The following is a 12,297-nucleotide window of genomic DNA, read 5'->3' on the forward strand; positions in this document are numbered from 1 at the left end:
AAAAGCCTATGGAAGAGGTAACTTCCGTCGGCTTCGCAGGGATCATGAACTATACCCGTGTGCACACGAAATTTGAAGGGTTCAATCGATATCATTATCCTGCTTACTTCGATTGTTCGGAATCATAAAAGAAACGGTCGTTCCTTCATTGGGCCTACTGATAATAGATAAGCCTTGGCCGTACAATTGCGTTAATCGCCGATTCGTATTGGTCACCCCAATCCCGGTCTTGCCCTTCATGATCGGACTCAACAGCTGCATAACCTGTTCTTGTTCCATTCCCTTGCCGTCATCGCGCACTTCAATAAGCGTAAAGTTTCCCTGTCGAGCAATCCGAATATGAACGGTACCGCCTTTGAGCTGACGGAGCAGGCCGTGTTTGACAGCATTCTCGACCAGCGGCTGGATGGAGAGCGGAGGGAGGAGCAAGCGGATGCCAGGCTCCACTTCCCATTCGATCGATAACCTGTCCCCGAATCGTTCTTTCTCAATGTACAAGTAGGCTTCGACAAGCTCGAGTTCATGCGAAAGCTCGACGAGTTCCTCCGTATTGAGAAAGTCAAAGCTAATCCGTAGAAAGGATGCAAAAGCATCAACCAGTTTACGCATCTTTTCCGCGTCAATATCGCTTAGTGCCATAATGGAATTCAGCGCGTTGAATATAAAATGAGGATGAATCTGGGCCTGAAGATAGGCAGCTTCCATCCGCAAACGTTCATTGATGGATTTCTTCAGCGTGGTCAACGCCCGAATCCGGTATTGCAGCTCCAGCGCATCGACAGGCTTGGTGACATAATCGTTCGCTCCCGACAAGAATCCAGTGTAGATGTCAGCGGGCTGGCTGCGTGCGGTCAGCAGCAGAACCGGCAGCTCCGATACGGAATAATGCTCCCTTACTCTTTGCGTCAGCTCGTAGCCCGACATTTGCGGCATCATTACATCGGCGATCAGCAGATCCCACTGCCCGGTGCCCAGCAATTCCAACGCTTCGCGCGCTGAACGAGCTGTCGTGATGTTGTACGGCTCCGTCGAAAGAATGCCGACGAGTACATTCAAGTTGACGGGATCGTCATCGACCGCGAGAATGTTTACTTCCCCGCCATTCAACAGCGGCGCAGTAAGTACGGAGGCTGCCAATTCACCGGTGACGGTGTCAGGAAAAACCAATCCGGCAAGCCCAGCTTCGAAGTTGTCCGTCTGCACGTGGAGATCCGTTGGGTTTGGCGATAATGAGATATTCGACGAGTCAGCGAGCGGCAGCTCAAAGCTGAATACGGAGCCGTTGCCCTCTTCGGATCGAACAGTCAATGCACCGCCATGCAACTCTACCAACTGCTTGCATATGCTCAGCCCCAGTCCGATTCCTCTTCCATCGTGAATGCCATAAGACCCTTGCTCATAAGGGAGGAATATCCGCGCTTGCGTGTCCTCATTCATGCCGACTCCGGTGTCGGAGACATGGATGATGGCATATCCGCTCTGCGTCTCAGCGGATACGGAGATGGTTCCTTCTTCCGTGTATTTAAGGGCGTTATGCAATAAGTTATACAAAATTTGCACAAGTCTTTTCTCATCGGCCATGACCGACGGCATCGATTCCGCGATATCCATACGGAGTTGGACAGGCTTGCCTTCAACCATAAATTTAAGCATCGCGATGACGCCGGGAACGATCGATTGAATTTGTAGGCGTTCTTGCTGCAGCACGATGTGATGTTCCTGGAGCCGCGCGACATCGAGAAGATCGCCGAGCATATGCGACATGCGGCGGCTGATGGTGATGAGCAATTCCATATCTTTAAGGCTTCTCTCGTTCATCTGCTCTTTCTCTTTGGTTACGACGGTATACGCGATATTTATAATGCCGTGCAGCGGTGTTCGAAGCTCGTGCGACGTATTGGCGAGAAATTGGTCTTTCAGCTTGTCGGCTTTTTTTAACTGCTCGTTTAACTCGGTGTTTTCCTTCGAGTTACGGAAGAATTTCTTGAACCAGTACGTAGAAAATCCAATAATCGCTGCAATGATATCTATTGGATAATATACGATACTGACCTCTCGATAAGAATTCCATAAGCTCCAGAGCAAATTGGACATGATGCCTGCTGCGGATAGCAGCAAGAAGACGGCATCGATATCAGCTTGCTTCCTGAAGATCATGGTTCCGATGACATAAATAAACCAAACGAAAGGCAATAGATAGAAGAATGTAAATATTCTTAAATCAACCGATGCATTCACCAGTGAAACGGGGGCAACCAATAGAAATCCTGTATAAGCAACGAGCGCCACAGTAAATATCCGCAACCATCTGCTCTTTGGAGGAGTCGGAGAGAATTTTCTGAAAACCAGAAGAATAAAAAAAGTCTGCCATATCAGGGAGAGCAGCTTGATCTTCAGTGCCCACGTATAGTTGATCGGCAGCCATAACATGAGCACGTTATCATGACCGGCCATAACCGATATGCCAACCGCGAACGTGAGTAGTCCGACAATGAGCAAAGTCCTTTCTCGAGGATTAAATACGTAGAGAATAAGAGCATACAAACCGTGAATCAGCAAAGTAATAAATGAAACGAGTTGAAATCCGATCGAGTACCAACGCACGTAATCAATCGCGGCCTGAGAGCCAAAGCGAATCGAGTGTAGGATACCGCCGTTATAAGGGGCGTCGAAGTTAGCTGCCCGAATGAGCAATTCAATCTCTTGCGCACCTTTGACATCATAGGATGCGGTGTAAGAAACATTTTTGGGCGTATACTCCTTCTCGTTATCGGCAGGTTTACCGATGTCACCTTCACTTAATCCATTGATTTCTACTGCAGACGAGGCTTGCAATCCTCGAATCCAGAATGCGATGGGTTGTTCCAACGGATCGACTAGGATTCGGAGCCGGTACGTCCCGTAGCCATACGAGGAACCCCACCTATTGGTCTGCTCGCTGCTCCAGTCTCCAGGAACCTGAATAAGGCGGGATTGGTTTTCCGCCAAAGATATATCCTGATATGATATTAATTTTTCGGGGTAGAATTGCCACTCGCCGTCCAAAGGGATCGTTGAACGGTTCTCGAAGTCCCAGCCGCGCAAGTCGAGAACACCATGAACAGCCTGCGGGTGCTCCGATGTTGCAAATATTTCGGACCAAGCCCAGCGCAGGCCGAGGAGAATACTAAGAAATAATAGGATTATGGCAATATATTTAGGGGTGGTTGTATTTTTTATTCGCATCATACCAAGTGGTTCGACATCCATAGCGTGTAATCCTTTTATGACTCGTTGACTAGGCTATCTACGTATGTTAAGTTTTATTAAACACTGTTCAAATTGGGGGGTATTTACATGACACCTAGAAAAGCCGTTGAGCATGAGCTAAGCAGAGAGAGGATTCTTGAAGTTGCCAGGGAGCAGTTTGTGCAGCATGGCTATCGCGATGTATCTATGCGCGGCATTGCAAAAGAGCTGGGTTATTCACCAGGCTCGCTCTATTATCATTTTCGCGAGAAGGCTGATTTGTTTAGTGCGATGACGGCCGAGGATTTTAGCCAGTTGGATGGACTGCTCGAAGAAGCGGTTAGCACATCGCCAAACCCTGGACGCGACCGGCTTGAGTTGATCTTTTTATCTTTTATCCGATTTGGTCTTGAGAACAAACGGTCGTTCGAGCTGATGTTTTTGATTCAGGAACCGGGACTTGACTGCTACACAACGCAATCGAAGATGGGCAGCTATGAGAAATTTTTCATCGCAGTGAACGAATCGCTACAAGTGATCAACAACACAGACTTGGCAAAAAACGTTGAATTGATCTGGGTGCTGTTCTTGTCTCTTCATGGTTTTGTCAGCTTTTATATTCACAGCGATCAATCGTTTGATGACATTGCCAAGTTGGCCGACTTGCATATCCAGTTATTACTGCGTGGGCTGATGTAATTTTTTGAACATTAATTGAATAGTGTTTAATTAATGCGAAATGGTTCGGAAAATGTAACGAGGAGAGTGGGGTTTGCTATGGGAAAAAGGATCATTCGAGCACTCATATTTATTTTTGCATTTTCTATTACGGGATATGTGATTGTTCAGTATGGGGTACTTCGTGCTAGTGATGCGGGGCTCATCGCTTTCAAACTGCAAAAACCGAATTTTCACTTAACACCATGGGTGTATGTCTTATATGCACATATTGTGACGGCCATGTTAGCCCTGATCATTGGACCTTTTCAGATTTTCCTGAAGCCATCGAAGGCAAGGATACGTCAACACAGACTGTTGGGTTATGTATATATAATCTCTGTTACAGTAAGTGGGATTGTGAGTCTATATTTATCTCTTTTTGCTACAGGTGGTTGGATCGCTGGGCTTGGCTTCATGGGGTTAGATGGATTGTGGGTAGCAACCACCTGGATCGCCTTGCGTAAAATTATGCGCAAAGACATACAGGCTCATAAAGCATGGATGCTCCGCAGCTACGCGCTTACTTTTGCGGCTGTAACCCTTAGAATCTGGTTAGCTCCACTTGTCCTGCTTTTTGGTGATTTCGAGGCTGGATATAGGGTTGTAGCTTGGTTTTGCTGGGTTCCTAACCTGCTTGTCATTGAAGCAGTGATTCGTAAGAAAGCTTCATTGTAGCAATATGATGAGCAGCATTTATTCGCCAATAGTATTGATTTGATGTTTTGTGATAGGATATAGACGGATACAAGAAAGGAAGTGCATGAAAATGATTAACATAACGATTCCGAAGCCGGATGTAACGATTTTCAAACAGGATAATCCCCAGATGAGCCACATTTACGGCTTTACTGATTTTCACCTGATAACGAGGGAAACGGGTGGCTTCTTTATGTTCTACAACGAGAAGGATGAGCTGCTTTTTGTGGGCAAGGCAAGGAAGCTTAGACCTCGAATCAAAAAACATTTTGAGGACACGGTATCTGTCGTCAAAAATCATCGCGATGAAATCACGAAAATTGAGGTTTTTGTCAATGAAGATGCTGTGGAGCGGGAAATTTACGAAACCTATCTCATCAATACGTTGCGAGCGAAGTACAATGTAGACAAAGTATTATTCAGATAAATACATGCACGAACACGAAAAACGATAAGCGCAGTCAGGAGGACTAGACTTATTGTTTTTTTGCTATTTTCCCCTCCGCATTGCTACGAACGATTCTTCTCTCTAAATCGCTTAACCTTGCAAAGAATGGTCTAGTGATTTGGGAAGTAACTTGATATGGAATATTTCTTTGTTTGACCCACAAATTGAAATTTCTACATCGTAGGTCTCAATGGCTTCTCTAACGTCAGTACGAAGTTGGATAATCTCTGCTAACGTATCTTCATTCATTTCAATGTTATGATGCTGTTCAATATAAGCTTTGACATCAGATAAAGCTAATAGATGTTCTTTGGGCAACTGTAGTAATGATTTTGTCATGGTTCCTCATCCTATACACATATTGGTTTAAAACAGACACTTTACATACAATACTTAACACATATTTAAGCGGTGAACTGTTTGCATTAATGGCCATTCTCTTCTTCATCATTTACCTTCCTGGAGTTATATTCTCTATTTTATACTGGCGCGATACAAAGGAAAGTTTGTTCCGCTGTTTGTTAGCAGGTTTGTTTATTCCAGTCTATAACACATTGCAATTGCCGGCGGTAGTGTTTGCTACGGTTAGACAGATGTTTGGAAATAAGGGCTGGGTAAAGACAGACCGAGTTTAGAAAGCGTTGAATCAGGCTTGTGGAATCGTAGTTTTAAGCTGTACAACGTCTAGTTTTATTTCTCTTGAAGGCAATCATTTATGGATATTCAAAAGCTCACCTGTGTCAAATCAAACCAAAATTGCTCTTCCAACCTAGAGTGGACAAGCAAAGTTACGATGATCAAACAAAGTGCCCCGGTATTCGTGTCCATGCTCACGGGGCTCACGGGCTTCATTGATAAAGACACCGTCTCCTAACGAACTTGGAAGTACGATTGTCCTTTCGGATGGGGACCGTTTCATGTGTTGACAAATTCCAACTAAACCGATAAGATATGAAATTAATTGACTGGACAGTCAATCTGGAAGGAATGATCATCATTACACGTAAAGATCAGGTGGTTACCCGACGCGATTGGAGAAGGTCGCAGTTATTGGAAATCGCGGTGGAGCGTTTTGCCAAATACGGATACCAGAACACGAAAATCTCGGATATCGTGAATCAGGCTGGAGTAGCTCAAGGGACGTTCTACTGGTATTTCAAGAGCAAAGAAATGATTGCGCTAGAAATTATCCAATCAGGAAGAGAACGATTGCTTGAAGTCATTAGGAAAGGCTATCGCAGTGAAGGCGGTTCCGTTCAGGATATGGTTCAGGGCTCTCAGCGACTGTTGGCCGACATCTTCAGATTTGCACAAGAAAATAAAGATTTTATGGAACTGTTGCTGAGAGGTACTGGAGAAGAAGAAGCGATTCGTAATGCATTTCGGGATACGCGCATCGAGATGGAAGAAGCATTCAGAAGCAATATCGAGCGCGCTGTAGAACTAGGGATGCTGCCTGCATCTTTGGATTTAGATATGCGAGCGGCACTGCTAATGAGTCTTATTGAAGGGACTGTAGCAAGGTGGTTGTTCGGGCCTAATCCTTCCAACTCGAAATTGAATGAGCGATCGGTTGAAGAAATGGCCGCGGAGACGGTCCGTTTTGAATTTTTTGGATTGTTAGGAATATGAGAATTGTACATATAAGGAGGATGATGTGAGTTGTTAGCTTACGTGTTAAGACGTATAGCCATGATGGTTCCCAGCATTGCCGGAATTATCATGATCACGTTCATCTTGACAAGGGTGTTGCCGGGAGATCCTGCCTTAATGATTACCGGAGAACAGGCTCTTCCGGAGTTCGTGGATAAGGTTCGAGAGCAATATGGGTTTAATCAGCCATTGCTAGTCCAGTTGTGGGAGTATCTTAAGCAATTAGCCAGAGGAGATCTGGGATTCGCATGGCACACGGGACATGCTGTGGCTTCAGATTTTGTATCGCGGTTTCCCGCAACAATAGAGCTTACGCTGGTGAGTATGGTTATTGCTTTGATCGTAGCCATACCGCTCGGTATTGTTGCGGCGTCTAGACAAAACTCTATATTTGACCATTTCGCCCGCGTTCTCTCGTTTATTGGTTCTTCGGTTCCGATCTTCTGGCTTGGGTTGCTGCTCATTGGGTTATTTTATTCGAAGCTTGGTTGGCTACCCGCCCCTATGGGTCGCATTAGCGACAATATTAATCCCCCGACGCATATTACGGGCTTATATGTGTTAGACAGCCTGCTTAGTTGGGATATGGTTGCGCTGAAGGATTCTCTGCGTCATCTGTTGTTGCCTGCATTATGTTTGAGTATGGGTACAATGGCAATCGTGACGAAAATGATCCGAGCGAGCATGCTTGAGGTCATCCGGCAGGACTTCATGAGGACAGCAAGAGCAAAAGGGCTATCCGAGCGAGCCGTCATATATAAGCACGGTCTTATCAATGCCTTAATACCTACTTTGACAGTAATCGGTCTTCAATTTGGAGCCCTGCTCGGTGGAGCTGTTATTACGGAAACGATCTTTGTATGGCCGGGAATCGGCAATTACGTAACGGAATCGATTCTCTCTGCAGATTATGCACCCATTCAAGCTATGACGCTCATCAGCGCGGTGTTGTACGGATGTATTAATCTCATCGTTGAACTGTTGTATGGGGTACTGGATCCTCGGGTGAGATATGAATAGGGCTGTGTGGCACCCCATCCATGCCTTCTTGGGGAAATTACTACAAAGGCGGCTGGTGTTCGTTGGTTTGGTTCTTGTTCTGATATGGGTTGTGCTGGCATTGCTGGCCCCTTGGCTTGCGCCTTATGGACCTGACGCGATACATACGGAAGACAAGCTGCTGCCACCGAATGCAGCGTATTGGTTCGGTACCGATAATTTTGGCAGGGACATCTTTAGTCGTATTCTCTACGGAGCGCGGGTTACGGTATGGACAGGCATGGTATCGATTGGCATCGCATGCGCCGTCGGTATTCCGCTCGGAGCTATAGCTGGTTATTTCGGAGGGAAAGTCGGAAACTTCATTATGCGAGTGATGGATACGCTGCTGGCATTTCCATCCCTTATCTTGGCTATGGCGCTTGCAGCGTCCATAGGTCCTGGACTCTTCGGGGCGCTGCTTGCGGTCGGGATTGTCGCCATTCCGGAATTTGCGCGATTGATGTATGGTCAGACTGTCGTGATTAAGGAAAAGGAATTTATTGAAGCCAGCAGAGCTATAGGTGTTCGGCATAAATCTATTCTTTTCCACCACATCCTGCCGAACGCGGTTGCTCCTTTGATCGTGCAAATTACGCTTGGGCTAGGTTCTGCCGTCTTGATCACATCGAGTCTTAGCTTCCTCGGTCTAGGCGTAAAGCCTCCGACTGCTGAATGGGGAGCGATGATTTCCTACGGACGGAACTATATCATTTCGGGCGAATGGTGGATGACGGTTTTTCCTGGCCTCGCTATCGCTACAACGATATTCGGTTTTATTTTGCTCGGGGATGGATTGCGCGACGCTCTTGATCCGCATGGTCGAACCTCGAAGAAGTAAATAGATAACCTATTCTTATATTGGGAGTGGAAAATATGAAATCCAAAAAGATTCTCGTCTTCATTTCGACGTTATTAGTCATTATGCTTCTATCCGCTTGCGCCAAGAGCTCGAATTCACAAGAAAGCGCAACCTCCTCGGGTGAGCCGCAAGTTTCTACGACGGCTTCCGCTAAATCTTCTGCGGGATCAACAATTACGATTGCTTATTCCCAAGGCGCCGGACAAACGATGGACCCGCATGATGCGGGCGATTTGACCTCCGCCTCCTACGCTTTCGCCTTGTATGATCAACTTGTAACGAGCGGAACGGAAGAGAAGGACGGCAAGACGGTAGGCCGTACCGATAAAATTGTTCCTTCCCTAGCGGAATCGTGGAAAATTTCCGATGATTTAACGACGTACACGTTCGTCCTTCATGATGGGGTGAAATTCCAAAGCGGCAATGCTGTTAATGCGGATGCAGTCGTGTATTCGTTCGAGCGGGCCAAGGACAAAGGTGAAAGTGGAAGTCTCTATACACTGGCCAACATTAAATCGGTAACTAAAATTGATGATAAGACGGTGGAGTTTAAGCTTGGCGCTCCGAATCACTTATTCTTGAAGTACTTGGCGACTTTTTCCTTCTCGATCGTCGATCCTTCCGTTGCCAAGAGCAATCCGGACGATTATTTGACGCAGCACTCCGCAGGCTCAGGCGCATTTATCCTGGAGAAGTGGGATCCGGCTACCGAAGCGGTTTTTGTTGCGAACAAGAACTATTGGAAAGGTGCTCCTAAGGTTGATAAAGTCGTTATTAAATATGTAGCTGAAGCTTCAAACCGTGAATTGTTCCTCGATAAAGGAGATGTTGACGTAGCTCTCGATATTCCGGCGAAGGACGTAGAGAGCCTGTCGAAGAAGGATAACCTGACGATTAGCTCGCAGTCTTCGAATCGAATTGTTTACCTTGGAATGAATGCCAAATACAAGCCGTTCGACCAGTTGAAAGTAAGGCAGGCCATTAACTATATGATCGATCAACAAAAGCTGATCAAGGATGTTGCCTATAATCAAGCTTCTCCACTGAAAAGCTCAATCTCCAGCAAATCACCGGCCTTTACGTCAGAAGGCTATGAATACAAATACGATTTGGATAAAGCCAAAACCCTTCTGAAGGAAGCCGGTTATGAGAAGGGCTTTACCTTTGATCTTACGGTCAACTCCTCTACGCAAGATTATGAAGACATTGCGGTGCTGCTCAAAGCGGAGCTTGAGAAGATCGGAGTAACACTAAATATTAATAAAGTGGCGCCTGCGCAGTACCGCGAGCTTATTAACAAGAAATCAGCGGCAGCGTATTTAGGCAAATATACTTCGTTAGTAAATGACCCTTCGTACCACTACGGATTTCTTCTGGACAGCAAAGGCGCCTCAAACTATACGGGCTACTCAAGTAAGGTTGTCGACGACTTGTTGGCAAAAGCTAATGTAGAGCCGGATGAAGCCAAACGGACTGAACTGTACAAACAAGTTCAGAAGCAGATTACGGCAGACTCACCGTGGGCTTACCTCTATGAGAGCAATTTGATTGCCGGATTTAACAAGGATGTACAAGGGTATATCTTCTACCCGGACGAAATCATTCGTTTCAGCTCGTTGTACAAATAAGATGAAGACCCCCGAGAGGCTTCGGGGGTCTTGCCTACTTTTATCTCTTCACAGGAGGCGGTTATGACGAAGCTTTTGGAGATTGATCATTTGTCTATCGAGTTCGCGAGTCCTACGGGACCGATTCAGGTGGTAAGCAGCATTAGTCTGGATCTTGAACCGGGACAAACGCATGGCATTGTAGGGGAATCGGGCAGCGGGAAAAGTGTGACTTCTTTGTCTATCATGCGATTGCTGCCTAAAGATCAGGCTAGGGTTGTGGAAGGGGATATACGTCTGCAAGGGCAGAGCCTTCTTGGGATGTCCGAATCGCAGATGCAGAAAGTTCGCGGCAATCGGATCGCTTTCATCTTTCAGGAGCCAATGACCGCCTTGAATCCAGTATTCAAGATAGGTCGACAAGTCCGGGAAGCGATTCGCCAGCATTCGAAGAAGAGTAAGAGAGCGGCTCAGAAGGAGGCCATTGCTCTGTTAAGTGAAGTAGGAATTTCTTCACCGGAGCAAATTGTGAATGTCTATCCGCACCAACTCTCCGGGGGTATGCGCCAGCGGGTGATGATTGCCATGGCCATCGCCTCCAATCCGGAAATTCTGATCGCGGATGAACCGACGACGGCACTAGACGTTACGATTCAGGCTCAAATTCTAGATCTGATGAAGAAGCTTCAGAAGGAACGGGGAATGGCGATGATCCTGATTACTCACGACCTGGGCGTTGTGGCTGAAGTTTGTGACGTTGTGTCCGTTATGTATGCCGGTCAGATCGTTGAGCAGGGAGATGTTAAGACGCTGTTTAGGGAGCCTAAACACCCTTATACGGTCGGCTTGCTGAATTCAATTCCTCAATTCTCCGGGAAGGAGAAACGCTTGCAAGCGATCTCCGGACAAGTTCCGCATCCTGCGGAATATCCTGCCGGATGCCGCATTGCCGCACGATGTCCGTCTAGAATGGATATGTGTGACAATATAGAGCCCACCCTGTACGAATTGGATCACGGTCACAGATGCAAATGCCACTTGTATAGGGGGGATGAGAATGTTACCTATTCTTGAGGTGAAGGATTTAAAAAAACATTATCCCGTGAAGAAGGGGATATTCGGCCGTACGAACGGTATGGCCAAAGCACTGGACGGCATTTCCCTTACGATTTGCAAGGGGGAAACGTTCGCGATTGTAGGGGAATCCGGTTCCGGAAAAACAACACTCGGTAAAACTGTGCTGCGCTTAATAGAGCCTACGTCCGGAAGTATCATTTTCGATGGCGTAGACATAACACAGCTTGGCGCTGAATCGATGAGGCAGCTTAAAACCGACATGCAGATGGTGTATCAAGATCCATACGGTTCGCTGGATCCCAAATGGACCGTTGGCCGCACTTTGGAGGAGCCGTTACGCACACATTATAGCTTGTCCGCTCAGGTCATCACGGAAAGAATCCATCGCATCTTGGAAGTCGTAGGATTGACACCGCAGCATGCCCTTCGGTATCCCTATGAATTGTCGGGGGGACAGCGTCAACGAGTCGGTATTGCGCGCGCGCTCATTCTAGAGCCCAAATTCATCGTGTTCGATGAGCCGGTATCGGCACTGGATGTATCTATTCAAGCGCAAGTCCTGACACTATTAGAGGATTTGCAGAGCCGTTTGTCACTCACGTATTTATTCGTTTCTCACGATTTGTCAGTCGTTCGTTATATTAGCAATCAAGTAGGTGTTATGTATTTAGGAAAAATGATGGAGGTAGGGCCTACGGAGGCGTTGTTCTCCGATCCGCTTCATCCGTATACCCAAGCGCTGATCTCAGCTATTCCCGAGCCGAACCCCGACAAAAGAAGCGAGAGAATCGTGCTTTCGGGAGAAGTTCCGAGTCCGCGTAATCCGCCTTCTGGGTGCGTATTTCATACTCGCTGTCCGAAGGCGATGCCGCAATGCGCAAGCATTCAGCCAGAATGGCTCCAGATTAGCGAGAATCGGTATACCGCATGTCATTTATATACTAATTAAAGGAAAGAAAGTAGGTTTT

At 46.7% G+C, this 12,297-nt stretch carries 11 protein-coding genes; 9 read left to right on the forward strand and 2 right to left on the reverse strand.

The annotated features are described in order from the left end of the window. Positions 1–81 precede the first annotated feature (81 nt). On the reverse strand, positions 82–3,249 hold the full coding sequence (locus BVG16_RS08570; protein WP_233146937.1) for a hybrid sensor histidine kinase/response regulator: 3,168 nt from the start codon (positions 3,247–3,249) through the stop codon (positions 82–84). An 87-nt stretch (positions 3,250–3,336) separates the two neighbouring features. Here BVG16_RS08570 and BVG16_RS08575 point away from each other — a divergent pair, with 87 nt between their 5' ends. The 3 genes from BVG16_RS08575 to BVG16_RS08585 all read left to right on the forward strand — a co-directional run bounded on the left by BVG16_RS08575 (position 3,337) and on the right by BVG16_RS08585 (position 5,071). After that, positions 3,337–3,927 (forward strand): TetR/AcrR family transcriptional regulator, encoded by a 591-nt coding sequence (locus BVG16_RS08575; RefSeq protein WP_078498137.1) that lies wholly within the window; start codon positions 3,337–3,339, stop codon positions 3,925–3,927. 78 nt (positions 3,928–4,005) lie between these two features. Next, entirely contained in the window at positions 4,006–4,623 is a 618-nt protein-coding gene (locus BVG16_RS08580; RefSeq protein ID WP_078498138.1) for a DUF2306 domain-containing protein, read from the forward strand. 91 nt (positions 4,624–4,714) lie between these two features. Beyond that, positions 4,715–5,071, forward strand: coding sequence for a nucleotide excision repair endonuclease (locus BVG16_RS08585; protein ID WP_078498139.1), 357 nt, complete (start codon positions 4,715–4,717; stop codon positions 5,069–5,071). A gap of 111 nt (positions 5,072–5,182) precedes the next feature. On the opposite strand, the gene BVG16_RS08590 is transcribed toward BVG16_RS08585, so the two are convergent. Then, a complete protein-coding gene (locus BVG16_RS08590; protein WP_078498140.1) occupies positions 5,183–5,431 on the reverse strand; it encodes a hypothetical protein in 249 nt (82 codons plus the stop codon). Between the two features lie 648 nt (positions 5,432–6,079). Here BVG16_RS08590 and BVG16_RS08595 point away from each other — a divergent pair. The 6 genes from BVG16_RS08595 (at position 6,080) to BVG16_RS08620 (ending at position 12,278) form a co-directional block, all read left to right on the forward strand. Next, complete coding sequence (locus BVG16_RS08595; protein ID WP_078498141.1) at positions 6,080–6,724, forward strand: TetR/AcrR family transcriptional regulator; 645 nt, start codon at positions 6,080–6,082, stop codon at positions 6,722–6,724. A gap of 30 nt (positions 6,725–6,754) precedes the next feature. Further along, positions 6,755–7,765 carry an ABC transporter permease gene (locus BVG16_RS08600; protein WP_078498142.1) on the forward strand — a complete coding sequence of 337 codons (1,011 nt, stop codon included), beginning with the start codon at positions 6,755–6,757 and terminating at the stop codon, positions 7,763–7,765. Next, a complete protein-coding gene (locus BVG16_RS08605; RefSeq protein WP_078498143.1) occupies positions 7,758–8,624 on the forward strand; it encodes an ABC transporter permease in 867 nt (288 codons plus the stop codon). Before BVG16_RS08600 ends, BVG16_RS08605 begins: the two co-directional genes overlap by 8 nt. A gap of 35 nt (positions 8,625–8,659) precedes the next feature. Beyond that, on the forward strand, positions 8,660–10,273 hold the full coding sequence (locus BVG16_RS08610) for an ABC transporter substrate-binding protein (RefSeq protein WP_078498144.1): 1,614 nt from the start codon (positions 8,660–8,662) through the stop codon (positions 10,271–10,273). Positions 10,274–10,336: 63 nt separating this feature from the next. Beyond that, the gene (locus BVG16_RS08615) at positions 10,337–11,326 is read left to right on the forward strand and encodes an ABC transporter ATP-binding protein (RefSeq protein WP_078498145.1); all 990 of its coding nucleotides are present in this window, start codon (positions 10,337–10,339) and stop codon (positions 11,324–11,326) included. After that, positions 11,310–12,278, forward strand: coding sequence for an ABC transporter ATP-binding protein (locus BVG16_RS08620; protein WP_078498146.1), 969 nt, complete (start codon positions 11,310–11,312; stop codon positions 12,276–12,278). The genes BVG16_RS08615 and BVG16_RS08620 overlap by 17 nt, the downstream gene beginning before the upstream one ends. Positions 12,279–12,297 lie beyond the last annotated feature (19 nt).

The organism is Paenibacillus selenitireducens (assembly GCF_002021565.1).
GTDB lineage: Bacteria > Bacillota > Bacilli > Paenibacillales > Paenibacillaceae > Paenibacillus_K > Paenibacillus_K selenitireducens.